This is a genomic window from Marinirhabdus gelatinilytica, from assembly GCF_003353425.1.
Lineage (GTDB): Bacteria > Bacteroidota > Bacteroidia > Flavobacteriales > Flavobacteriaceae > Marinirhabdus > Marinirhabdus gelatinilytica.
Genome location: NZ_QRAO01000001.1, coordinates 510,694 through 534,621 on the forward strand (window position 1 = coordinate 510,694; position 23,928 = coordinate 534,621).

At 42.3% G+C, this 23,928-nt stretch carries 21 protein-coding genes and 1 tRNA gene; 9 read left to right on the top strand and 13 right to left on the bottom strand.

Features of this window, described 5'->3' with window-relative positions:
* Nucleotides 1-19: 19 nt before the first annotated feature.
* Nucleotides 20-1,009 (bottom strand): porphobilinogen synthase, encoded by a 990-nt coding sequence (hemB, locus tag C8D94_RS02275; RefSeq protein WP_115122278.1) that lies wholly within the window; start codon nucleotides 1,007-1,009, stop codon nucleotides 20-22.
* 88 nt (nucleotides 1,010-1,097) lie between these two features.
* Here hemB and C8D94_RS02280 point away from each other — a divergent pair, with 88 nt between their 5' ends.
* The gene (locus C8D94_RS02280) at nucleotides 1,098-3,755 is read left to right on the top strand and encodes a DEAD/DEAH box helicase family protein (RefSeq protein ID WP_115122279.1); all 2,658 of its coding nucleotides are present in this window, start codon (nucleotides 1,098-1,100) and stop codon (nucleotides 3,753-3,755) included.
* A 49-nt stretch (nucleotides 3,756-3,804) separates the two neighbouring features.
* On the opposite strand, the gene C8D94_RS02285 is transcribed toward C8D94_RS02280, so the two are convergent.
* The 9 genes from C8D94_RS02285 to hemA all read right to left on the bottom strand — a co-directional run bounded on the left by C8D94_RS02285 (nucleotide 3,805) and on the right by hemA (nucleotide 10,775).
* Entirely contained in the window at nucleotides 3,805-4,185 is a 381-nt protein-coding gene (locus tag C8D94_RS02285) for a hypothetical protein (RefSeq protein ID WP_115122280.1), read from the bottom strand.
* A gap of 303 nt (nucleotides 4,186-4,488) precedes the next feature.
* Nucleotides 4,489-4,560, bottom strand: a tRNA-Arg gene (locus tag C8D94_RS02290).
* Between the two features lie 35 nt (nucleotides 4,561-4,595).
* The gene (gene hemF, locus C8D94_RS02295) at nucleotides 4,596-5,498 is read right to left on the bottom strand and encodes an oxygen-dependent coproporphyrinogen oxidase (RefSeq protein ID WP_115122997.1); all 903 of its coding nucleotides are present in this window, start codon (nucleotides 5,496-5,498) and stop codon (nucleotides 4,596-4,598) included.
* A 1-nt stretch (nucleotide 5,499) separates the two neighbouring features.
* Complete coding sequence (locus tag C8D94_RS02300) at nucleotides 5,500-6,273, bottom strand: EI24 domain-containing protein (RefSeq protein ID WP_115122281.1); 774 nt, start codon at nucleotides 6,271-6,273, stop codon at nucleotides 5,500-5,502.
* A complete protein-coding gene (locus C8D94_RS15550) occupies nucleotides 6,274-6,762 on the bottom strand; it encodes a DUF6973 domain-containing protein (protein ID WP_115122282.1) in 489 nt (162 codons plus the stop codon).
* On the bottom strand, nucleotides 6,759-7,799 hold the full coding sequence (gene hemE / locus C8D94_RS02310; RefSeq protein WP_115122283.1) for a uroporphyrinogen decarboxylase: 1,041 nt from the start codon (nucleotides 7,797-7,799) through the stop codon (nucleotides 6,759-6,761). Before hemE ends, C8D94_RS15550 begins: the two co-directional genes overlap by 4 nt.
* Before the next feature lie 92 nt (nucleotides 7,800-7,891).
* A complete protein-coding gene (locus C8D94_RS02315) occupies nucleotides 7,892-8,563 on the bottom strand; it encodes a uroporphyrinogen-III synthase (RefSeq protein WP_115122284.1) in 672 nt (223 codons plus the stop codon).
* Nucleotides 8,560-9,507, bottom strand: a complete 948-nt coding sequence (gene hemC, locus C8D94_RS02320; RefSeq protein WP_115122285.1) for a hydroxymethylbilane synthase — start codon at nucleotides 9,505-9,507, stop codon at nucleotides 8,560-8,562. Before hemC ends, C8D94_RS02315 begins: the two co-directional genes overlap by 4 nt.
* Nucleotides 9,504-10,775, bottom strand: a complete 1,272-nt coding sequence (hemA, locus tag C8D94_RS02325) for a glutamyl-tRNA reductase (RefSeq protein ID WP_115122286.1) — start codon at nucleotides 10,773-10,775, stop codon at nucleotides 9,504-9,506. Before hemA ends, hemC begins: the two co-directional genes overlap by 4 nt.
* A 169-nt stretch (nucleotides 10,776-10,944) precedes the next feature.
* Between hemA and C8D94_RS02330 the strand changes: the two genes are divergently transcribed.
* The 8 genes from C8D94_RS02330 to C8D94_RS02365 all read left to right on the top strand — a co-directional run bounded on the left by C8D94_RS02330 (nucleotide 10,945) and on the right by C8D94_RS02365 (nucleotide 21,948).
* On the top strand, nucleotides 10,945-11,853 hold the full coding sequence (locus C8D94_RS02330) for an AraC family transcriptional regulator (protein WP_115122287.1): 909 nt from the start codon (nucleotides 10,945-10,947) through the stop codon (nucleotides 11,851-11,853).
* Nucleotides 11,854-12,031: 178 nt separating this feature from the next.
* The gene (gene hemH / locus C8D94_RS02335) at nucleotides 12,032-13,078 is read left to right on the top strand and encodes a ferrochelatase (protein WP_115122288.1); all 1,047 of its coding nucleotides are present in this window, start codon (nucleotides 12,032-12,034) and stop codon (nucleotides 13,076-13,078) included.
* 91 nt (nucleotides 13,079-13,169) lie between these two features.
* On the top strand, nucleotides 13,170-14,543 hold the full coding sequence (locus tag C8D94_RS02340; RefSeq protein WP_115122289.1) for an MATE family efflux transporter: 1,374 nt from the start codon (nucleotides 13,170-13,172) through the stop codon (nucleotides 14,541-14,543).
* 59 nt (nucleotides 14,544-14,602) lie between these two features.
* Nucleotides 14,603-17,716 (top strand): VPS10 domain-containing protein, encoded by a 3,114-nt coding sequence (locus C8D94_RS02345; RefSeq protein WP_115122290.1) that lies wholly within the window; start codon nucleotides 14,603-14,605, stop codon nucleotides 17,714-17,716.
* Nucleotides 17,717-17,787: 71 nt separating this feature from the next.
* Nucleotides 17,788-18,321, top strand: a complete 534-nt coding sequence (locus tag C8D94_RS02350) for a CopD family protein (RefSeq protein ID WP_115122291.1) — start codon at nucleotides 17,788-17,790, stop codon at nucleotides 18,319-18,321.
* Between the two features lie 184 nt (nucleotides 18,322-18,505).
* A complete protein-coding gene (locus C8D94_RS02355) occupies nucleotides 18,506-19,921 on the top strand; it encodes a sensor histidine kinase (protein WP_115122292.1) in 1,416 nt (471 codons plus the stop codon).
* Nucleotides 19,922-20,004: 83 nt separating this feature from the next.
* Nucleotides 20,005-20,787, top strand: a complete 783-nt coding sequence (locus C8D94_RS02360; RefSeq protein ID WP_115122293.1) for an enoyl-CoA hydratase/isomerase family protein — start codon at nucleotides 20,005-20,007, stop codon at nucleotides 20,785-20,787.
* An 84-nt stretch (nucleotides 20,788-20,871) separates the two neighbouring features.
* Nucleotides 20,872-21,948, top strand: coding sequence for a PA0069 family radical SAM protein (locus C8D94_RS02365; protein ID WP_115122294.1), 1,077 nt, complete (start codon nucleotides 20,872-20,874; stop codon nucleotides 21,946-21,948).
* Here C8D94_RS02365 and C8D94_RS02370 read toward each other — a convergent pair.
* The 3 genes from C8D94_RS02370 to C8D94_RS02380 all read right to left on the bottom strand — a co-directional run bounded on the left by C8D94_RS02370 (nucleotide 21,945) and on the right by C8D94_RS02380 (nucleotide 23,863).
* On the bottom strand, nucleotides 21,945-22,607 hold the full coding sequence (locus C8D94_RS02370; protein WP_115122295.1) for an HD domain-containing protein: 663 nt from the start codon (nucleotides 22,605-22,607) through the stop codon (nucleotides 21,945-21,947). The two genes, C8D94_RS02365 and C8D94_RS02370, sit on opposite strands and share 4 nt — an antisense overlap.
* A complete protein-coding gene (locus tag C8D94_RS02375) occupies nucleotides 22,600-23,346 on the bottom strand; it encodes a lysophospholipid acyltransferase family protein (RefSeq protein WP_115122296.1) in 747 nt (248 codons plus the stop codon). The genes C8D94_RS02370 and C8D94_RS02375 overlap by 8 nt, the downstream gene beginning before the upstream one ends.
* A gap of 106 nt (nucleotides 23,347-23,452) precedes the next feature.
* Nucleotides 23,453-23,863, bottom strand: a complete 411-nt coding sequence (locus C8D94_RS02380) for a BrxA/BrxB family bacilliredoxin (protein WP_115122297.1) — start codon at nucleotides 23,861-23,863, stop codon at nucleotides 23,453-23,455.
* Nucleotides 23,864-23,928: the final 65 nt, after the last annotated feature.

Consider the following 23,928-nt stretch of genomic DNA (forward strand, 5'->3'; position numbering starts at 1 on the left):
CGAAATAGGTGTTCCGCAGTTATTGGAGTACTCTCACAACATCCTTTGCGAAATAACTTGCAATGATATTAGCACCGGCACGTTTAATGGCCGTAACCTGTTCTAGCATAACCGTATCGTGGTCCAACCAGCCTTTTTCGGCAGCAGCTTTAAGCATGGCATATTCGCCACTCACTTGATAAACGGCAACCGGCACATGTACAGTATTTTTAATATCACGAACAATATCCAAATAGCACAGCCCGGGTTTTACCATCACGATATCGGCACCCTCTTCAATATCCATAAGGGTTTCCTTGATGGCCTCGTCACGATTGGCAGGGTCCATTTGGTAGGTCTGTTTGTCCTTTGGGACATGTTGTTGGTCCACGGGCGCACTGTCCAGTGCATCACGGAATGGTCCATAAAAAGCACTTGCATATTTAGCACTATAGCTCATGATTCCCGTATCGTGAAAGCCTTCGTCCTCCAACAGGCTGCGGATTTCAAAAATGCGACCGTCCATCATATCGCTGGGTGCTACAAAATCTGCACCTGCGTTGGCATGGCTTAGGGACATCTCGGCCAGGATGGCGTTGGTGTCGTCATTAACTATAATGCCGTCGCTCACAATCCCGTCATGACCATAGCTGGAATAGGGATCCATTGCTACATCGGTCATCACCAGCATTTCTGGGCACACATCTTTCACCGTTTTTATAGCGCGTTGCATCAAACCGTCTTTGTTGAGGGCTTCGGTGCCGTTGTTGTCTTTTAACTTGTCAGGAACTTTTACGAATAGCAGAACACTTTTTAACCCTAACGACCACAATTCCTTAACTTCGGCTTTTAACAAATCCAAGCTATAGCGATAGTAATTGGGCATGGAGGCAATTTCTTCCTTTACACCATTACCCTCTACGACAAACAGTGGTACTAAAAAATCGTTTGGAGAAATAAAGGTTTCCCTAACCAAGCTTCGTATGGCATCGTTTTGGCGTAATCGTCGGTTTCTGCGTAGTGGATACATGCTTTAGTTTTTTAAGAGGAAGGGTCTCGTCCCAATTCCCTATTTTTACCCTGCAAATGTACTAATTATTCATACAGCCCTGCGCCCTTTGAGCTTACTATCACAGCACTTCTCGTTTATCTATCCATGGCGGACGTATCAAAATCGATTCTTGGAAGAATTTGATACCCATTTGGAGGACGACCATTTACACGTAGTGGCACCACCTGGATCTGGAAAAACCGTTTTGGGACTGGAAATGGTGCAGCGGCTGGACAAGAAAACGCTCATTCTTGCCCCCACGCTCACCATACGCAACCAATGGTACGAGCGCATGCTGGAGTGTTTTGTTAAGGACAGGAACTGTATTGAAACTTCCTTCAGCATCAAAAAACCAGCGACGCTCACATTTTCCACCTATCAATCCTTGCACTCGTTATTTAAGAATGATCTTGAATATTCTTCGGAAAAACTATTGAAATTCTTTCAGGAAGCGGAAATTGGCACTTTGGTCTTGGATGAAGCCCACCATTTAAAAAACGAATGGTGGAAGCCGCTTTTCAATTTAAAAAAATTACAGGACTGCACCCTCATTGCGCTTACGGCAACCCCTCCGTACGATAGCGAAAAAAATGAACTGAAGAAATACTTCGACCTTTGCGGTCCCATAGATATGGAAATAGGCGTTCCAGAGCTGGTACGTGAGGGCAATTTGTGTCCGCACCAAGACTATATCCATTTTTCTGAACCCGATGCCGAACAGATACAATACATTATCACCTATCGTGAAAACTTGATGCGATTTGTGGAGACATTAAAAGCCAATAAAGATTTTATAGCGTTTATACAAAAGCACCCTTTTTATGCAGAAACAGAAGCACATCTGGAAGAAATTTATAAAAATCCCGAGCGGTTTTCGGCCCTGCTCATTTATTTAAATGCCGCTGGGGCTACTATTCCCAAAACCAAGGTTGAATTTTTAGGAATAAAGGCAGAGAAAGTCCAGTTCCCATCATTAAGTTACGAGTGGGTTGAAGCGCTGTTAACCCCCTTTTTAATTGAAGAACGGGAGTATTACGAGGCAGACGAAGCTTTGCTTTTACATATTGAAAAACAACTACGTAAGATTGGCGCGTTCGATTTAAAGCGCATCAACCTTACTGGTGAAAAGAGCCTTTACCGAAAGCTCGCCCAAAGCCCCTCAAAACTTAAAAGTATCGTTGAGATCGTAAAGGCGGAAAGCCAAAACTTACAACGTGGCTTGCGAATGGTAGTACTTTCAGATTATATACGGAAGGAGTTTCTCGAGGTACAGCACAACCAATCGGTTTCTGAGATCAACAAACTGGGCGTGGTGCCCATATTCCAGTTTGTGCGAAATGCTATAAAGAACGATGTTGATTTTCCATTGCGACGTGAGAAACTGGGAGTACTAACGGGGTCTTTGATTATCCTGCACAATTCGGTAATAGATGAACTTTCAACATTAATTTCAGCAGAAAACTTTATACAAGAGATACTGTGGGAAACCGAGTTCGTGATCATAAAACCCAATGTACAGGGCAGTAAAAAAATGGTCGCCGCAATGACCCAGCTTTTTGAGACGGGACATATTGAAGTACTTATTGGTACCAAATCGCTTTTGGGAGAGGGGTGGGATGCACCAGCGATAAACACCCTCGTTTTGGCGAGCTTTGTGGGCTCTTTTGTGATGTCCAACCAAATGCGTGGGCGGGCCATACGGGTACATTCTTTACAACCCAGCAAGGTGGCAAATATTTGGCATATTGCCTGTGTGGACCCCACGAGCGAAACAGGCGGTGCAGACCTAGAATTATTATATAGAAGGTTTGGGGCTTTCTGTGGAATTTCACTACAAGGCGAACCCTATATTGAAAACGGTGCTGACAGACTGAAGTTGTTGCCTGAGACAAAGAAAGATGTTCCTCTATTGAACCAAAAAATGATGGCACTGGCAACCAAACGTGGTGAGGTAATGCAACGGTGGAAAAAAGCTATTGGCGATGGCGATGTCTTAGTACGGGAGTTAAAGGTAAACTACGAAAAACCGCAAACCCACGGCCAGCTGAAAAAACTTTATTTTAAAGATGCCCTACGTTTTTTAATATTAGAACTTTCTGCAATTTTTACGGTGCTGTTGCCAGAATTGTTCTTCAAGAATTTAACAACCCTATTGGCAAAGGGGGTATTGTTTTTTATATATGCGCTGGTGCTTGGCTTTGCAATGATTTTATTGCCAAAAACGGTAAAAGTGGTTACACTGTACTTAAAATACGGCCGCCGTGATAAAGAATTGATAAAGATAGCCCATGCCTTAAAGACTGCTATGGTTGCCAAAGGAATGATATTGGAAGCCGAACAAAAAGTTTCTATAAAAGTTGATGCTTTTGAGGATGGGTCCCTGTCGTGCTATTTATTGGGCGCCAGTGCCAAGGAAGGGATTTTATTCGTTACTTATTTGCAGGAAATAATAAACCCTATTGAAAACCCACGTTATATTATTGCACAGAGCAATTGGGTGCGCAAGAAGCTTGGCTTTTCAAATTATTACTCGGTTCCAAAGGTGTTTGGAGAACGCAAGGCAGATGCAATGGTGTTCTACAAAGCTTGGAAGCGTTATAATGGTGTGGCACAATTTATCTTTACCCGAAATACCAAAGGAAGGAAATTACTGTTAAAAGCTCGTTTCCATTCGTATCAAGATACCGAAAAAGTAACCTCGAGAGGAGCACTTATCTGGAAATAAAAAAGGTGCCCAGTTATGGAACACCCTTTTCATCAATTGCGAATTTAACCTATTGTTTCATCTTCGCTTGTGGTGTTTTGAGCCATTTACCTTCTTTAGTGGCAAACACTGTTTTTGTTCCAGCTTTAAGGCCCTTTGCATTGGTTGAAAGAACCAATTTATATTGCTCTTTTTCGTTCACATATGCTTTTTGCACGGTTGCTCCCTTAAAGTCAGTAGCCACTGCTTCTGCTACAGCTGCAGGAAGTTCATCTCTGGTTACTTCTTTAAAATCCTGAGATGTTGCTTCAACTTTTGCGATCATTTTATCCTCTTGTTCCTGAGATACGGTGGCTTCAACCTTGGTTGGGTTTTGATCCTCGGTCTCCTGTGCTTGTATAGCTGTTAAAGTTCCCAAAGCGAATACGGTGGTTAACAATACTTTTTTCATAAGTTTTTTAAATTTAAAATTATTTATTTTACGCTAGTACATTGAAAAATTTGTGCCAGTAAAGGTACGTTAACAAGGCTAATTGTAATGTACTGAAAACTCGTTAGTTATAAATAGTTCAAAAAAAGGAGTTGTAAATTTTACGAGATATTTAAGAAACGGGTGTGTACTAATTACACTATTTGCGTATTGTCTTGTAGCCCCGCCAAGAATCTCTTCGACTGGCTAGGGTGACCTCCCTCCTGTGCTAAGGGTAAACTTCTTCTCTTGGCGGATTGAAGTCTTGTCAAATTCATTAAAAAGTAGCCCCGCCAAGAATCGAACTTGGATCTAAAGTTTAGGAAACTCTTATTCTATCCATTGAACTACGGGGCCTCTTTTTTTCAAAGATAAAAAAGCATTTGTTTGGTTTATGTCCAAGCTTTCGGGTTTTTCAAGACCTCAACAAGTTTTTCCTCTTCGCTACCGGCTTCCGGCTGGTGGTCGTACACCCATTGCACTTTGGGAGGCAGGCTCATTAAAATACTTTCAATACGTCCGTTGGTTTTTAACCCGAACAAAGTGCCTTTATCATGAACCAAATTAAACTCCACATATCGTCCACGACGTATCTCCTGCCAGGCTCTGTTTGTTTCGGAATAAGGTGCATCTTTTCTTTTTTCAACTATGGGAACGTAGGCATTTAGGAAGCTATCGCCAACTTCGGTCACAAAATTATACCAATCTTCCATCGACATTTCTTCTGAAACTTTGCAGTAATCAAAAAAGAGACCGCCAATTCCCCGGCCTTCCCCCCGGTGGGCGTTGTAAAAATATTCGTCACATCGTTTTTTATAGTTGGGGTAAAACGTTGGGTTGTGTTTGTCACAAGCTTTTTTACATACGCGATGGAAGTGTTTTGCATCTTCTTCAAACAAATAATAAGGTGTGAGATCCTGCCCACCGCCAAACCATTGGTCAACAATTTCACCTTGTGCATTGTACATCTCGAAATACCGCCAGTTTGCGTGTACCGTGGGCACCATTGGGTTTTTGGGATGTAGTACGAGGCTTAAACCGCAGGCAAAGAAATTGGCATCTTTCACTCCAAAATACTGTTGCATGGTCTCGGGGAGTTTTCCGTGTACTTTGGAGATATTAACACCTCCTTTTTCAAAAACATCCCCGTTTTCTATCACTCGTGTCCGTCCGCCCCCGCCTTCGGGACGTTTCCAAAGGTCTTGTTGAAAGGTGGCCTTACCGTCAATCTCTTCCAGTTTTGAAGTGATGGTGTCTTGGAGGCTTTGGATATAATTTACAAATTGCTCTTTCATATTATTTTGCATCTGAAGTTTTAGTCCAAAGGTTCAACTTATTATTCTCTTTCAGCAACCGTACGGTTTCAGTGGTAGATGCCGTTACCGAAAGTGGTAACACCAAAATTATCCCTATCACGGGTATAAATAGCATCGCCATAAAAACAATACCGTTACCAATGGCGATTCCGCTATTGTTTCGTACAAATTTGGTGCTTTCGCTATAATCAAAATGGCGTTCCAGTGTGTAATCCATATTCCCGAAACCTGCATAATATGCCTGGATTAAAAAGATGAGTACGGAGGTAATGATATTCACACCCGGAATAAAGCTTAAGATGAGCAGTGGGATGGTGAACATAAGTTCCAGCAACAAATTTCGAACATTAATACGTACACCGCGCCAAAGTTGGGAGGCGTTAGATGTATTGCGATGCTGATGGGTTTCGCCCAAAAGATGTGCTTCAATTTTCTCTGAAACAGGACTCATAAACGGAGCACTCAATGCCAAGATAATGTGTTTGTAGGCAATAAGGCCAAGGGCTATAATAGTAAGTGCTCCCAATACATCGCTAATTTTTCTGAAGGTCTCCGAACCCCATTCCCAAAACCATATTTTCGAGATCAAGCCACCAAAGGAGCCGCTCAAACCCCAAGCCAACAGCCCAATTAATAGGGCCGAAACAACACTTATTAAAATAGGAACACCAAAATATTTCCACAGCCCCAATTGGCGCATGAGTTTAAATGTACCTGTATAAGCCTTTATTCCCTTAAAGATATTTTTAATCATCTATCCTGAAATATAAACCAGTTCTTTCTGAAGTTTTTTCATTTCGTCAATTGTAACTACTTTTTGAGCATTTTCTGCCTTTTTTTGAAGAAAATTGATGGTTTCCTCTTCATTTTTGTCCAAATTGTTCAAAAAACAGATTCTGCCCACTGCATTATTATGCAAATCCATAGCTTCGTCCATAGGTTCGTTTTGGGTCACTTTTTCGTATAAATCGGTCATTTTTTGCGCAAAAAAGACACTTTTCTGTTTGTTTTTTGTCTCTTTGAACACCTTTTGGCAGATTAGCACATTCCAAAGTGCATGACGAAAAGCATTAGCAGGGTTGCTTTTATGGTGCTCATTTCCAAATAACCCATTACAAATCTTAAAAGTTGTATTCGTGGCTTTTAGCGTTGGAAAAATATACAAAGGATGTTTTAAGAATAGAACCGAAAGTTGCCACAATTGGGCAATACTTAATTTTCGTATTCGTGACCAGATTTTCAAGATTCAGCTTTGTATTCTTTTACCGCTTCAATAAAGGCTCCTGCGTTTTCTATTGGGATATTGGGTAAAATACCGTGTCCTAAATTGACAATGTATTTATCTTTTCCGAAGGCGTCGATCATTTTGGTAACCATTTTCTTGATTTCCTTTGGAGGCGAAAACAGTCGTGTTGGGTCAAAATTGCCCTGGAGCGTGATTTGACCACCTGTTAATTTACGAGCGTTTTCTGGCGAGCAGGTCCAATCTACCCCCAAGGCACTCGCTCCACTCTTTGCCATGGTGTCCAGCGCAAACCAACACCCTTTTCCGAAGGCAATTACTGGCGCATCTTCCTTTAGCGCATCAATGATTTGCTGAATGTATTTCCAAGAAAATTCCTGATAATCTGTTGGAGATAACATGCCGCCCCAACTGTCGAATACCTGCACGGCATTTACGCCAGCTTTCACTTTTTCCTTCAGGTAAAGGATAGTGGTATCGGTTATTTTTTGAAGTAATTCATGCGCCGCAACGGGTTGTGTAAAACAAAATTCTTTCGCCTTATCAAAGTTTTTACTTCCCTGCCCTTGCACACAATAGCACAAAATGGTCCAAGGTGATCCTGCGAAACCAATAAGCGGTATTTCGTCGTTCAATTTTTCCTTGGTCATTTTTATAGCGTCCATCACATATCCAAGAGTTTCATGTATGTCGGGCACAATTACACTGTTCAAATCCTTTGGGGAGCGAATAGGATAGGGCAGCCAAGGGCCTAGGCCGGGCTTCATTTCCACCTCGATGTTCATAGCCTGCGGAATCACCAAAATATCACTGAACAAAATCGCGGCATCCATCCCGTAACGACTAATAGGCTGTACAGTGATTTCGCTGGCCAGTTCGGGTGTTTGGCAACGGGTAAAGAAATCGTACTTGGCCTTTATTTCCATAAACTCTGGAAGGTAACGGCCAGCCTGCCGCATCATCCAAACGGGTGGGCGTTCAACGGTTTCGCCTTTTAAGGCTCTAAGGAATAGGTCGTTTTTAATGGTATTGCTCATAAACTATCGTGCTGTCCATTCGAGCGCAGTCGAGAACTTTATTAGGGTTCTGAGATTTAACACCTCTCGACTGCGCTCGAGGGGACATATTTTTACTTCAAAGTTTTTACTGTCTTTGCGATTACGCTTTCAACCGAAGTTGAATTTGCGATTACTACATTTTTAAAATATTTTTTTGCGGCATCTGCGGTAGTGGGACCTATGCAAATTGCTATAGCATTTGAAACTGAGTTTTTAGAAACATAACTTTTCAAACCACTCGGGCTAAAAAACAGGATTCCATCCCATTTTTGATCAAATTTTCGTGGATTTAGAGTTGTTTTGTATGTTTTTGTTTCAAAAAAATTGATTTTCGCCTCTTTTAGTATATTAGGTAATTCATCTCTTCTTTCGCTTCCGCAGAAATAATGAAACGTTTCATTTTGATGGTTTTTAACAATAAACTGAGCTAATTCTGCTGAATTTTTAGCTTTTTTCGTCACTTTTAGGCCATTTTCCTCTAAAAGTGTTTTTGTTTTTTGGCCAACACAGAGCACCTTCATCCCCAACACCTCTTTGTTCAGGGAGAGGGAATCGGTCTTTAAATTCTTCAAAAAACTTTTTACCCCGTTTTGGCTCGTAAAAATTGCGTTTTTTACTTCCGAAGGTATTTTAGAATCTAAAAACCGAATCGATATGGCATCATAATCTACCACACTAAGGCCAGCACCCAGCAGCAGGTCTCGTTGGTTGGGTTTTAGTTTTTTTGTGGAGAGGATTTTCATTGTTTCATTTCCCTTTTTATAATCTCCATCAACTCTTTTCCTCCATTCTCCAACAGTTTGTTGGCAGAATCGTTGCCAAGGTCAATACCCTGTGGTCCATGAGGAACCGACGTTGCAACTTCAAGTTTTTTCTTACCACCTAAAGAAAATAAACACCCCTTAAACTGAATTTTATCGCTTACAACTTCAGCGAGTGCACCAATTGGGGCTGTACAACCACCCTCCAACGTTCTTAAAAAGTCACGTTCTATTTTCGTGCATTTTTCTGTTTCTGTGTGATTAATTTTTGCCAATGCCTCTTGGCAAAAAGTATCTTTTTCCATTGCCACCACAACCATTGCGCCCTGTGCAGGAGCTGGAAGCATCCAGGGAAGTTCCTCCCCAAACCCATTAAAGTCAGGGCTTTTAATCCCACTCTTGTGAAGATATCCTAGTCGTTCCAACCCTGCTTTTGCAAAAATGGCTCCATCCCAATTGTTGTCAAGTAATTTTTGCAATCGTGTTTGTACGTTGCCCCGTAAATCAACTGCGGTATGGTGCGGATACCTGTTGAGCCACTGCGCTTTCCTACGTAGGCTACCCGTAGCGATGGTGCAGGGTTTTGTATAGTCTATATACTGGGCTGAAACAAGCATGTCTTCCGTTTCGGCGCGGGCTAAAACCGCTGCCTGTATAATACCCTTGGGCAATGCGGTAGGGACATCCTTCATACTGTGCACTGCGACATCTACTGTACCCTTGAGCATGGCGATATCGAGTGTCTTTGTAAAAATCCCGGTGATGCCCATTTCGTACAACGGTTTATCGAGTACTAAGTCCCCCGTTGATTTTACGGGAACCAATTGTGTTTTATATCCTAAATTTTTGAGCTGTGATTGTACGGTTTTCGCCTGCCATAGTGCTAGTTCGCTGTCCCGCGTGCCTATACGGATTACCTTATTCATTCTTTTGAACTGTTTAGCTGAAACACCTCACGGATAAGTGCGGCTTTCTCTTGTGCCGAACCATTTGCATCTTTTAGATGGTTGGCAAATTGGGTAGTGATTTTTTGGATAATGCGATTGCTCAGGATTTCGGCATGTTCTTCGTTAAAATCCGGGAGTTTACGACGCTGGTTGTCTATTTCGCCTTCTTTTATTTCAGAAAGTTTGTTCTTAAGGGCTCTAAGGGTTGGAGCAAAGCTTCGGTGTTTTGCCCAGGTGTTGAATTCTGCTGAAATTTCAGCAATTATTTTTTTGGCTCTTGGGATTTGCGATTGTCGATGTGACAGTGTAGCATCGGTCACTTTCGAGAGCTCGTCCAAATGAATAAGCGTTACGTTCTCGTTCTCCTTTACATTTTCTGAAACATTCTTTGGGATGGAAAGGTCCAAGATGAGTAATGGTTTTTTTAAATACAGTAATTCCTTTGAAATAGTAGGCTGTTGGGCTCCCGTTGCGACAATCAAAATGTCGGCTTGGGCAATTTCACTCTGTATATTGGCGTAATCTCTCACCACGAGATTAAACTTTCCTGCAATTTCTTCGGCCTTTACTTTTGTGCGGTTAATGAGCGTGATATGTTCGTTTTTGGTATGTTTTATTAGATTTTCGCACGTATTTCGACCAATTTTTCCAATCCCGAAGAGCAAAATGTTCTTTTCTGAAACATAGGGGACACGAGCCATAATATATTGCACTGCCGCAAAACTAACCGAGGTAGCCCCTGTTGAAATCTCTGTCTCATTCTTTATACGTTTGCTTGCCTGTATCACAGCATTTACGAGACGTTCCATGTACGCATTGAGCAAGCCCATTTTTTTAGACCGCTTAAAGCCAATGCGTAACTGACTTATGATTTCAAAATCACCCAAAATTTGGCTGTCCAATCCTGTTCCAACTTTAAAAAGGTGGGCTACGGCGTCCTCGTTTATGTGGATATATGCTACTTTTTCGAATTCTTCCACCGTTCCGTGGGTGTGCTCGCACAGTAGTTTTATGAGTTGTTGTGGTGATGAGGCAAAACCATACAGTTCGGTACGGTTGCAGGTGGAAAGAACACTTAGGCTTTCCATGTCTTGATCTTTTGCGGCCTTTAAAATTGTTTCTTGGGCAGTTTCTGAAATACTGAAATGCCCACGTATTTCGGCATCGGCCTTTTTGTAGTTAAGACCAATGGCGTAGAAATTACCTTCTTGAGAAGAAAAATGTCGTTTGCCGTTCAATGCTTTCATCAACGTGGCAAAAATAATTAGTTCATATTCCAAAAAATAACGCCCTCCGTATCAATTGTGTCGTTAGCAGTAGAAATTTGTGTTAAATTACTCAATTTTCGTGTTATATCAATAATAACGTATCTTTGCGGAATATTTGATTGTTGTTATTTAAATTAATTCTAAATAAATGAGGCCAATAGAAAATACAATTTCAGAAAAAAATATCGCTGAAGGTATTTACAGGGAAACTAAAATAGAGGAGGGTTTTTTTGTGCTGAAATTTAATAATGAATCTACTGAAAACCAATTGTATAGGCGCGAGGTAAGCAGTGATTACATACAGTTTCATTTTTGTGTAAAAGGGTCCGGCGCATTCAGTTTCAATAATGGAAATTACCGCTTGCCCATTTTGGAGGACACCTCGTTGTTATTGTACAATCCAGAACGCGATTTACCAATTGAAGTTGCTGTTGCACCCAACTCTTGGGTAATTTCGGTATTGCTCCCCATTAAAAAATTCCATACGCTCTTTTCTTCGGAAGCTAATTATATCAGTTTTTTGAGCGATGAAAATAAAGGCCGGAAATATTATAAAGATGCCCGTATTTCACCTTCAATGGCCATAGTGCTCAACCAGTTGATGAACTATAACTTGCATCCCTCCATTAAACAGCTTTATTTTAAAGGAAAAGCGTACGAATTGTTGAGCCTATATTTCAACAGGGAAGAAGATGTAGATGTGGAGCAATGCCCGTTTTTGGTGGATGAGGCTAATGTTTCAAAATTAAAAAAAGCAAAGGAAATTATCATTGCCCGAATGTCCGAACCGCCCACGCTGCAAGAACTGGCAGATGAAATACAGTTGCCACTCAATAAATTAAAGGAAGGATTTAAACAAATTTATGGGGATAGTGTGTTTAGCTTTTTGTTCGATTATAAAATGGAAGTTGCACGACAATTGCTCGCCACGGGTGCGCATAACGTTAATGAAGTAGGATTAAAAGTTGGGTATAGCACTGCAAGTCACTTTATAGCTGCCTTCAAGAAAAAATTTGGTACCACACCTAAAAAGTTTGTGATGGGACTTTCTAAATGATTGTAGATTAACCATTGGAGAATGTTGATTTGAGAATAATATCAATTATTTTTGTGCCTTTATAACCCAATTGAGATGTCCGTTCGAGCGCCCGCCTGCACAACGGGCAGGCAGGCGATAATTTTTTAAAGAATGCTCAAGGAGGCAAACAACTTAGCCGTCTTAGCGAACAATAAACATGAACAAAAAAGGAGTTCTTTTAGTAAACCTAGGGTCACCCGATAGCCCAACACCCAGAGATGTAAAAAAATACCTTGACGAGTTCTTGATGGACCCGCGAGTTATTGATGTACCTCGTTGGGCGCGTATTTTATTGGTGCGTGGCATTATATTAAATACCCGTCCAAAACAAAGCGCCAAGGCGTATGCAAAGATTTGGTGGGAAGAGGGGTCACCGCTTATTGTACTCTCGGAACGACTTCAGAAAAAAGTGCAGGAAAAACTGAATGTTCCCGTTGCGCTCGCTATGCGGTACGGAAGTATGACCCTAAAAAAAGGATTACAGGAATTAGTGGACCAAGGCTGTACCGAAATTAAAACCATCCCGCTCTATCCTCAATTTGCTATGGCCACTACCGAAACTATTGATGTAAAAGTGGACGAATTGGTCGCAGCCCATTTTCCGCAGGTTAAAATTACCCGAACCCCTGCCTTTTACCATCGTGAAGACTATAAGGAAGCCCTCGCAAACAGTATTGCTGAAAGCTTGGCAAATGCAGATTATGAGCACATACTTTTTAGTTACCACGGCGTTCCGGAACGACATATCCGAAAAAGCGATATTACCAACGGAAACTGTAAAATGAACGGTAAATGTTGCTTTAAAATGGGCAGTCCGCAGCACGAATTTTGCTACCGTCACCAGTGTGAAATCACTACCGTGAACATGGCTAAAAAATTAGGCCTCAAAAACGGGACGTATTCCACTACATTCCAGTCAAGATTGGGTTTCGATCCATGGCTACAACCCTATACAGATAGAACCATTGAACGCATGGGCAAAGCGGGTATTAAAAAAATGGCGATCGTTACCCCTGCATTTGTAAGCGATTGCTTAGAGACCTTGGAAGAAATTGCGATGGAAGGTGAAGAAATTTTCCAGGAAGTGGGCGGAGAAGAATTCACCGTAGTTCCTTGCCTGAATGACCGTGATGATTTTGCACAAGTACTCGTAAATATGGTAGAGGAATGGCGCATCGTGAATGTGGATAAAGCAATTGCATAAAACATCCTCACTATATAAGGAGAGGGTGCCAACTCCCCTTTGAAGGGGTTAGGGAGATGTTAAGCCCTTACTTATAAAATGTAAAAAACCTTTGAAACAAAGTAAATCCTCCACTCTTGGCACTGCCTCTATTAGCAGTTTGCTTGTAAAACAAGCCGTACCTGCCTCCATAGGGATTTTGGTGATGTCGCTCAATATGATCGTCGACACCATTTTTGTGGGGCGATGGATTGGGCCGCTGGCCATTTCGGCAATTACGGTGGTGATTCCTGTTACTTTTTTCATCGGGGCGATTGGCTTGGCCGTTGGGATTGGTGGGAGTTCGGTATTGTCCCGTGCCCTGGGGTCGGGAAGTCATGAAAAAGCACTTCGGGTTTTTGGGAATCAGGTTACCCTTACGTTTTTAACCTCCGGAATGCTGGCTATTCTCGGACTTGTTTTTCAAGATAGGTTGATTGAACTGTTTGGTGCCGATGAGAGTTTTAAGGACCTTGCCCTTATCTATTACCGCATCGTGATGTACGGTATCGTAATGCTCGCCATGTGTATGATGGGGAACAATGTGATACGTGCCGAAGGAAAACCAAAATTTGCCATGTATGCCATGATGCTGCCCGCCATTGGCAACATTTTTATGGATTATATCCTTATCAATGTGTTCGATTTTGGAATGTACGGAGCAGCTTGGGCAACATTTATAAGTTATTTTATTTGCTTTGCGTTTATTGTTTGGTTCTTCATTTTTAAAAGTGAATTAAGGCTCAGTCTGGATTCGTTTAAGCTAAAACGAAAAATAGTTTCTGAGATAAGCGCGCTCAGTTCAGTAACACTGGCGCGGCAAGGGGTGATAAGTGTATTTACCGTATTGGTAAACAATGTACTCATCTCCACGGGTGATGCACTAGATGTTGCCAGTTATGGGATTATCTCCCGTGCTTTGATGTTTGCGCTCTTTCCTGTAATTGGCGTAAACCAAGGGTTTTTGCCCATTGCGGGCTATAATTATGGAGCCGAAAAGTTTCAGCGTGTGCGGGAATCTATAAATAAATCCATTTTATACAGTGGCGGATTGGCACTCGTGATATTTGCGGTTATAATGGTTTTTGCCCCAGATTTGGTCTCTATTTTTATCAGCAATAAAGAAGGACAGGATGCCGAGACACTGCGTAACAACGCCGAAATTTTAGCAAGAACACCAAATGCGCTGCGGTGGGTGTTTGCCGCCACACCAGTAATAGCGGTACAGCTTATAGGTTCTTCTTATTTCCAGGCCATTGGCAAGGCCTGGCCAGCGTTATTGCTCAGTTTGACAAAACAAGGCTTCTTTTTGATTCCGTTGATATTGATCTTACCGAAATATTACGGGGTGTTTGGGGTATGGATTGCGTTCCCCATAGCCGATGTGCTCTCTACAATTGTTACGGGTTATTATTTGAATAGCGAGGTGCGTAGAACGTTGAAATAACCCCTTTCATATTTTATTCTGAAAGGTTATCTTTAAACAAACTTTTCAATTCAGCATTTATGAAACACTTTCAACTCCTCCTTTCATTTCTTTTCACAACCATATTCTTCAGCATTTTTACTGAAAATACCCAAGCCCAAACCTATGATGAATCACTTTACGGAGCCTTGGAGTATCGCCTTGTCGGGCCCTTTCGTGGCGGACGAAGTGCAGCCGTAACGGGCGTGCCAGGCAAACCCAATCTCTATTATTTTGGAAGTACCGGCGGGGGTATCTGGGAAACCAAGAATGGAGGGAGAACGTGGGAAAACATTTCCGATGGCTTCTTCGGGGGAAGCATTGGTGCCATTGAGGTGGCCGAAAGTGATCCCAATGTTATCTACGTGGGCGGTGGCGAAAAAACAGTACGTGGAAATGTTTCCTCAGGCTATGGGATTTGGAAAAGTGAGGATGCAGGGAAGACGTGGAAACAGGCCGGACTGGAAAAAAGTCGCCACGTTCCAAGAATTGCCATACACCCAACCGACTATAACACAGTGTATGCCGCCGTGATGGGAAATATCTACAAACCTACCCAGGAACGTGGTGTTTATAAAAGTACCGATGGTGGAAAGACATGGGCCAAAAAATTGTTTGTAAATGAAAACGCGGGTGCGGTCGATTTGATTATGGACCCCAACAACCCTCGTATTCTCTACGCCTCTACGTGGAATGTTCGCCGGACCCCATACAGCCTTAGTAGTGGAGGAGAGGGTTCCGCACTTTGGAAAAGTACCGATAGTGGCGAAACCTGGAAAGAAATATCAACCCAGAAAGGTTTTGCCAAAGGAACGTTAGGCATCATTGGTGTAACCGTTTCACCAGCCAATAGCGAACGTGTATGGGCCATAGTTGAAAATAAAGACGAAGGCGGCGTATACCGTAGCGATGATGGTGGCGAGACTTGGAAACTCATTAATAGCGAACGCAAATTGCGCCAACGTGCCTGGTATTACACCCGTATCTATGCCGATACCAAAGATGAAGATGTGATGTACGTGCTAAACGTGCGCTACCATAAAAGTACCGATGGTGGAAAGACCTACGAAACCTACAATGCCCCCCATGGAGACCATCATGATTTGTGGATCGCTCCGGAAGATCCCAATCGTATGATCATTGGTGACGATGGCGGTGCACAGGTGACTTACGATGGGGGTGAAACGTGGAGTACCTATCACAACCAGCCCACCTCGCAATTTTACAGAGTGACTACAGATACTAGTTTCCCTTATAAAATATATGCCGCACAACAGGACAACAGTACGGTACGTATTCCACATAGAACTGAAGGTTGGAGTATCGATGAGGACGATTGGGAAGCAACAGCGGGTGGCGAAAGCGCCCATATAGCCGTCGATCCTACAAATCCAGATATTGTGTACGGCGGAAGCTACGACGGATTTTTGACCCGTTACAACCATGATAAAAATACGGTACGGAGTATTAGTGTGTGGCCGGACAATCCCATGGGCCATGGTGTGGAGGATATGAAATACAGGTTCCAATGGAATTTCCCTATTTTCTTTTCCCCTCACAATCCAGAAAAATTATATACCGCATCCAACCATTTACACGTAACCACCAACGAAGGCGAAAGCTGGGAAGTAATCAGTCCCGATCTTACCCGTGACGACCCTGAAAAGCAGAAATCATCTGGAGGGCCCATTACGCAGGACAATACCTCGGTGGAATACTATTGTACCATTTTTGCTGCAGCCGAAAGCCCTGTAAAAGAAGGGGTGTTGTGGACGGGAAGCGATGATGGATTGGTACACGTAAGTAAAGACGGAGGAAAGAATTGGGAGGATGTAACCCCAAAGGGAATGCCTGAATGGATGATGGTAAACAGCGTAGAACCTTCGGTTTTTGATGCGGGAACCATGTACTTTGCGGGAACGAAATACAAAACAGGCGATTTTGCACCCTATCTCTATAAAACTTCAGATTACGGAAAAACGTGGAAAAAAATCACCAATGGAATCCCGGCAGAACATTTTACAAGAGTAGTTCGAGAAGATCCAAAAAGAAGGGGCTTGCTCTACGCTGGTACCGAAACAGGTATGTATATTTCGTTTGACGATGGTGCTAACTGGAAACCGTTTCAGCTTAATTTGCCTATTGTTCCTATTACCGATTTAGCATTGAAGGACAACAACCTCATTGTGGCCACACAAGGAAGAAGCCTCTGGATCATAGATGATTTGGGAGTAATCCATCAATTGGCTGATGCCAAAGGGAAAGGAAACTTTTTGTTCAAACCAAAGGACACCTATAGGATGGGGGGAGCCTCAAGAAGTGGCTCTCTTACTGCAGGTACCAATCACCCGAGTGGGGTGATGACCTATTTTAACCTAAAGGATCCTACTGATAAAAAAGTGACCTTGAGTTATTTGGATATGATGAACGATACCATTCAGAAATTCAGCACAAAAAAAGATGCCGAAAAAAATATAAAAGAATTAAAAGTAGAGAAGGGAGCCAACTATCACACGTGGAATATGCGGGGTAAGGGAGCAGAGCGTTTAGACGGGATGATTCTTTGGTGGGCCAGTACCGAAGCACCCCAAGCAGTGCCTGGACAGTACAAGGCAGTACTGGAAATTGAGGGGGAAGCTCCTTTGGTGCAGATTTTCAATATTGTGCCGGATAAAAATGCAGAGGCCGATGTGGCAGGAATGCAAAAACAATACGATTTTATAACCGATGTAAATGAAACAGTGGATAAAGCACACCAGTCCATAAAGAACATCCGGAACATAAATGCACAGCTGGGTGCTTTCAAAAAACAGTACAAAGAGGATGAAAGTGTAAAAGATTTGGTTGAAAAAGCTGATACCTTGAGCAAACAATTTACCGAAATTGAAGAGGCCCTCTACCAGACCAAAAACCGAAGTGGACAGGACCCTTTAAATTTTCCGATACGTTTAACCAACAAATTGGCACATTTGAACAGCTTGGTAAGCATGGACGATTTTCCGCCCACGCAACAAGATATCGCTGTAAAAAACGAATTGACACAACAAGTAAATGCCGAATTGGTAAAGTTTGATACGTTGGTTTCGGAAGAGGTACAAGCATTCAACGATGCTTTTAACCAAAAGAATTTGAATTATCTTATTGTAGAGGAATAATCCCAACCCTGGTAGACCCAAAGGATTTTCAAAAGCCTTTGGGTCTCTGAGGCTTTTCGTAACTTCGCAAAGTGGAATACAACTACATAAAATCCCTCCATCTTATTTTCGTGATCACTTGGTTTGCGGGATTGTTTTACATGGTCCGCCTGTTTGTATATCAAATAGAAGCCCAAGCAAAGGAAGAACCTGCACGGCAGATATTGAGCGACCAATTTAAAATCATGACCAAGCGGTTGTGGTACATCATTACATGGCCTTCCATGCTACTTGCTATTGGTTTTGCCGTGTGGTTGTTGGTGTTGCGTCCCTTCTGGATTACCGATGCTTGGATGCAGGTAAAACTGGGATTTGTGGTAGCGCTGATTATTTACCATATAAAATGTCACCTCATCTTCGAAAATCATCAAAACGGGGTGTACAAATACTCTTCCAATTGGATGCGCATTTTCAACGAGGGTGCTACTATCATACTATTTTCGGTGGTTTTTTTGGTAATCCTGAAAAATGCGGTGGACTGGATCTACGGTACTTTGGGGATTATTGTTTTTGCTATCCTCTTAATGTTAGGCTTCAAGATCTATAAAAGAATTAGAGAGAAATAGACCAAAACTTTAGAGCTTATACTTGAGTCTTTATGTATTATCCTTTTGGTTCGATATTTGCTCTGTGAACCTACAAAATCTTGATAGCGCATTGGGCGTAGCCGAAATGTTGCTATCTTCCCATAAAATTTTATAAAAGTTGGCATTTTACAAACGCTCCTTACGAAACCGTATCTTCTTTTCGATGATCGTGCTTATTTTGTTGGCATCGGTATTAATTGCAGTGGTTACTATATTCCAGTATCGTGAAGAGGCCGAAGATTACCACAGAGAGCGTTTGGAACGGAAAGAGGCCAATATAAGAAAGCATCTGGACTATGTGCTGGAAGAAACCACCTTTGCGCTGGAAACCGACCAGATTCCTCTTATTTACAAAGACAAGATCTATGACATCAAGAAAATTCACGGTCTGGAAATTTTCTTGTATGATCTGGATGGAAACCTGCTCAAATCTTCCCAAGCCCGAATCCTAAAAGACCCTAGCCACCAAAAAATGCCTTTTGGGGTATTGGACAAACTTCGTGCTTCACCAGACAAACAATATGTAGTGGAGTTTGAAGAGAACGGGCAGCAGTACCAATCTTCCTACACCTATTTAACAGACCTATCCTTTAAGCCCTTGGCAATCATAAATCTACCTTATATTGAGGATGACGGGTTCATCAACAAAGAACTAAAAGAGAGCCTGTTTAGGTTGGGAATCGCCTACTTTTTTATGTTGCTCATTGCAATAGCACTTGCTTATTTCCTTTCAAAATACATTACCCGTTCCCTAAATACGGTAAGCCAAAAAATTATTGAGACAAGGTTGGACAAACGCAACAAACGTATTATGATAGAGGGTTCTACCGAGGAAATAGCAAATCTGGTGAATGCTTACAATGGAATGATAGACGAGCTGGAAAATAGTGCTGCCAAGCTGGCCTCTAGCGAGCGGGAAGCGGCCTGGCGCGAAATGGCCAAACAAGTAGCCCATGAGATTAAAAATCCGTTGACGCCCATGCGGTTAACGGTACAAAGTTTCCAACGGAAATTTGACCCAAAAGACCCCAACATTGTAGAAAGAATTGAAGAGTACAGTAATACGCTCATCCAGCAAATTGATATCATGAGCAATATCGCTTCAGCCTTCAGCAGTTATGCAGAAATGCCCGCTCAAAAGGATGAAACCCTTAACGTGGTTAAAATAACCAAATTGGCGCTGGATATTTTTAACGAAAGCTACATCTACTTTTTTGCTGAAGAGGAAGAGATCATTTCAAAATTGGACCGCACCCAATTAATACGTATCGTAACGAACCTGGTAAAGAACAGCATCCACGCCATTTCCCAAAAAGCTCCGGAAACACCTATGGTCGAAGTAAACGTATTTAAAAAAGGAACTTCGGCATGTATCACCGTCAAGGATAACGGTATAGGAATTTCAGAAGAAAATAAGGACAAAGTTTTTGAGCCCAAGTTTACCACCAAGAGCAGCGGGATGGGACTGGGCCTGGCCATGGTAAAGAATATAGTGGAAACCTATAAAGGGGAAATTTCGTTTGTTTCTGCCGAAAATGAAGGAACCACCTTCACCGTCTGTTTTCCTGCTATACAGTAAGTTTATAGTGCTCCACTACAGTTTGTTTCAGGCTATTTTGTAGTTTTGTACCACTAACAAATCTACTTTAAACTACAGATATTATGGCGTACGAAAACATTACTTTCAATACTTCTGGAAACATTACTACCATAACCATTAACAGGCCATCCAAGCTAAATGCGCTCAACAAAGCAACCATTAACGAGCTGCACGATGCCTTCAAAAAAGCCGATGAGGACGCAACAACCAAAGTTATTATCCTCACCGGAAGCGGGGAGAAAGCCTTTGTCGCTGGAGCAGATATTAGCGAGTTTGCCGATTTCTCGGTTGCCCAAGGCGGAAAATTAGCTGCAGAGGGACAAGCAAAGCTGTTCGATTTTGTTGCACACCTCTCTACACCCGTACTAGCAGCCATTAACGGTTTTGCACTGGGCGGAGGACTGGAACTGGCCATGGCGGCTCACATTCGTATTGCGAGCGACAATGCCAAAATGGGACTGCCCGAAGTATCTCTAGGAGTAATCCCTGGATATGGAGGAACACAGCGGCTTCCGCAATTGGTAGGCAAAGGACGTGCTTTTGAAATGATCATGACCGCTGGGATGATAGATGCCAACCAAGCACTACAGTACGGTTTGGTAAATCACGTAACCACCTTGGAAGAATTGCTACCGTTGGCAGAAAATCTTGCCTCAAAAATCCTGAAGAATTCCCCTGTTGCCATTGAAGCTGCCATAACAGCCGTTAACGCTGGGTTTGAAGATGGCGAAAACGGTTATGAGGCCGAAATTACCCAATTCGGAAAATGTTTTGGTACAGCAGATTTCCAAGAGGGCACCCAAGCATTTTTACAGAAACGCAAAGCTAATTTTCCTGGAAAATAACGTATTGGAATAAATCCAATTTATCTAGGAAATATTCCTAAATATAAATAACTTTGAAGAAAATATTCTTTTTAAGGTTATTGTATGTCCAAACTCCCCGAACACAAGAAAGGTCGCGGCGCGCAAAAGCGTGTACACAATCGGTTTTTTGAACTTAGCCACGAACTTCGGGACGATTTCCTGAACTATTGCGAAACCGAAGGCGAGCTGGCAGACAAAAACCAAACAAGGCATATCGAAGTATTTCCCAAAACGTTTGTTAACAAAGTAAACAGTCCGGATGTTGGGATGGGTTTTTCCGCCAATCCCTACCAGGGTTGTGAGCATGGCTGCGTATATTGCTATGCCCGCAACAGCCACGAATACTGGGGTTATGGTGCAGGTCTGGATTTTGAAAGGAATATCCTCTATAAAACTTCAGCACCACAATTGCTTGAAAAACACATTGCCAAAAAGTCTTGGGAAGGACACCCCATTGTATTTTCAGGGAATACAGATTGTTACCAGCCGCTGGAGCGTAAACTTGAAATCACTAGAAAGTGCTTAGAGGTTATGCTGAAATGGAAACACCCCACAGGTATTATCACCAAAAACAGTTTGCTATTGCGGGATCTGGATATTTTGAAAGAATTGGCAAAACTGAACTGCATTTCCGTAAATATTTCCATCACTTCACTTTCTGAAAAAACGAGACGATTACTGGAGCCAAGAACGGCAAGTATCAAACAACGCTTAAAAGTGGTTAAGGTACTTAGTGAACACAACATTCCTGTGCGGGTGATGATGGCTCCTATAATTCCGTCATTGAACAGTCACGAAATACTTCCCTTGGTAAAAAAAGTTTCAGAACTTGGAGCAAAAGATGTAGCCTACACCGTGGTACGATTAAACGGACAGATAGCCGAAATTTTTACTGACTGGATCCATAAAGCATTACCGGACAGAGCCGAGAGAATTTTAAACCAGATAGCACATTGCCACGGCGGTACACTTAACGACAGCCGTTTTGGAACCCGAATGCGGGGCGAGGGAGAATTTGCACTTCAGATAAAGGAAACCATGGCACTGGCGAAGCGAAAATATCTTCCGCAGGAAAAAATGCAACCATTGGATGCATCTCATTTTCTTCAGCTTAAAAATCCGCAGACACGATTGTTTTAAACCTTCCCTTCCCACTCGGCATAAAATTGCTCAAGAAAGGCTACCATAAAAAGGTGCCGTTGTTGGGCAATTTTTTTACCGGTCTCGGTGTGCATCCTGTCCTTCAACAACAATAATTTTTCGTAAAAATGATTGATGGTAGGAGCGGTAGATGCTTTGTATTCCGCAGGTGACATATCTAGTTTTGGTGGTATTTCGGGATCGTAGATCTTTCGGTTTTTATAGCCACCGTAATTAAACGTGCGGGCAATGCCAATGGCACCCAGAGCATCCAACCTATCTGCATCCTGAACCACCTCCAGTTCTTTTGAGTGGAATGTTTTTACACTGTTTCCACCTTTAAACGAAACATTTTCAATGATAGAAACAACGTGTTGTATATCCTTTTCTGGAAGTTGCTGGCTCCTTAAAAATTCGTTGGCTTTTTTTGGCCCTACACTATCATCGCCACCGTGGAACTTACTATCGGCTATATCGTGTAACAATGCTGAAAGTTGCACCACCATTCCATTCACCTGTTCCCCGTTGGCTATAAGCATCGCATTTTTATGGACCCGCTCTATATGGAACCAATCATGGCCACCTTCGGTACCCTCTAGCTCCTTTTTTACAAAGTTGATGGTGTTTTCCAGCAGTCGTCTGTTTTTGGTTTTAGTCATGCACAATGTTCTTTAACACTGTTTGTTCAACCAGGTGTATAAGTGCCTCGGGCTCGTGATCCTTTACTGAAATAGGTAGATGTACCTTCATCTTAAAGTGAACCCCAAGCGGCATAGGGAACATCCCATAGCGTTGCAACTTCCAGGAATTACTGATGCTTACAGGAAGCACAACAGCATCTGGAGCATTCAAGAATAATGTTGTGAGCCCTTTTTTTCGGAAAGGTTTGGGATGCCCGTCACGGCTTCGGGTTCCTTCGGGAAATATCACTACGGCACGATTGTTTTCAGAAATGTAACCGGCTATCTTTTTTATCTGTAACGTAGCTTGGTCTGGGTTTTTTCGGTCTATCAATACCGAGCCACCATGTTTTAGGTTATATGAAATAGCGGGAATTCCTTTTCCCAGTTCAATCTTGGAAATAAACTTAACGTGTAATTTCCGTAAGAACCAAATAAGAGGCGGTATGTCCCACATACTTTGGTGGTTGGAAGCAACTATTACAGGCTTGTTTATGGGTAGTTCTTCGGGAAGCTCAATAATAAAACGGGTGCCTAAAACATGAAGACTCCTTACTATGGTTGCATTAAAAAGATCTACACTGGCTTTATGTATTTGGTATCCAAAAAGATTGAGTGCAATACGCTGCACGATATCATAAAACAATAATCCCAGCCCAAAAAACAGGTAAAAAAGCACCGAAAGCGGATAACTGAAGATTTTGGCAAGCAGTTTCATACATTTCAAAAATAAAAAAACTGTCTCCTTTATAGTAAAGAAAACAGTTTGTTTTTTCAGCCCATTGTTCCTTCCTCTCTTGGGAGGTCAGGTTGGGTATAGGTCACTAACAGTGTTCGTTGTATGCGCCCTTTAAGTTTTCTGAAATCATATCGGCTGGGCGTCCCTCGATATGGTGGCGCTCCAACATGTGTACTAATTCTCCGTCCTTGAACAGTGCCATAGAAGGAGAGCTGGGTGGGAAAGGAACCATTTGTGCTCTTGCAGCATCCACTGCTTCTCGGTCCACACCTGCAAATACGGTTACGAGATGATCTGGCGTTTTTGCATTCTGTAAGCTCATTCTAGCTCCTGGGCGCGCATTTGCGGCTGCACAACCACACACCGAATTCACTACCACTAGTGTAGTTCCTTCCTTTGCTAGGGCTTCGGTTACGTCTTGTTCGGTATATAATTCGGTAAAGCCTATACTGGTTAGGTCTTCACGCATTGGCTTTACTAATTCTGCTGGATACATAATCGTTTCTTTTAAGTCATTAAATTTCAGTGCAAAGATAGTCAATTTGCTTCGGATAAAGGGGC

Bases quoted from the DNA above. Each gene is read 5' to 3' on its own strand.
- C8D94_RS02330 (WP_115122287.1), top strand. From the start codon at position 10,945: ATGAGGCCAATAGAAAATACAATTTCAGAAAAAAATATCGCTGAAGGT.
- hemA (WP_115122286.1), bottom strand. From the start codon at position 10,775: ATGAAAGCATTGAACGGCAAACGACATTTTTCTTCTCAAGAAGGTAAT.
- C8D94_RS02360 (WP_115122293.1), top strand. From the start codon at position 20,005: ATGGCGTACGAAAACATTACTTTCAATACTTCTGGAAACATTACTACC.
- C8D94_RS02285 (WP_115122280.1), bottom strand. From the start codon at position 4,185: ATGAAAAAAGTATTGTTAACCACCGTATTCGCTTTGGGAACTTTAACA.
- C8D94_RS02365 (WP_115122294.1), top strand. From the start codon at position 20,872: ATGTCCAAACTCCCCGAACACAAGAAAGGTCGCGGCGCGCAAAAGCGT.
- hemF (WP_115122997.1), bottom strand. From the start codon at position 5,498: ATGAAAGAGCAATTTGTAAATTATATCCAAAGCCTCCAAGACACCATC.
- C8D94_RS02370 (WP_115122295.1), bottom strand. From the start codon at position 22,607: ATGACTAAAACCAAAAACAGACGACTGCTGGAAAACACCATCAACTTT.
- hemE (WP_115122283.1), bottom strand. From the start codon at position 7,799: ATGAGCAATACCATTAAAAACGACCTATTCCTTAGAGCCTTAAAAGGC.
- hemH (WP_115122288.1), top strand. From the start codon at position 12,032: ATGAACAAAAAAGGAGTTCTTTTAGTAAACCTAGGGTCACCCGATAGC.
- C8D94_RS02380 (WP_115122297.1), bottom strand. From the start codon at position 23,863: ATGTATCCAGCAGAATTAGTAAAGCCAATGCGTGAAGACCTAACCAGT.
- C8D94_RS02375 (WP_115122296.1), bottom strand. From the start codon at position 23,346: ATGAAACTGCTTGCCAAAATCTTCAGTTATCCGCTTTCGGTGCTTTTT.
- hemC (WP_115122285.1), bottom strand. From the start codon at position 9,507: ATGAATAAGGTAATCCGTATAGGCACGCGGGACAGCGAACTAGCACTA.
- hemB (WP_115122278.1), bottom strand. From the start codon at position 1,009: ATGTATCCACTACGCAGAAACCGACGATTACGCCAAAACGATGCCATA.
- C8D94_RS02355 (WP_115122292.1), top strand. From the start codon at position 18,506: ATGATCGTGCTTATTTTGTTGGCATCGGTATTAATTGCAGTGGTTACT.
- C8D94_RS02315 (WP_115122284.1), bottom strand. From the start codon at position 8,563: ATGAAAATCCTCTCCACAAAAAAACTAAAACCCAACCAACGAGACCTG.
- C8D94_RS02300 (WP_115122281.1), bottom strand. From the start codon at position 6,273: ATGATTAAAAATATCTTTAAGGGAATAAAGGCTTATACAGGTACATTT.
- C8D94_RS02345 (WP_115122290.1), top strand. From the start codon at position 14,603: ATGAAACACTTTCAACTCCTCCTTTCATTTCTTTTCACAACCATATTC.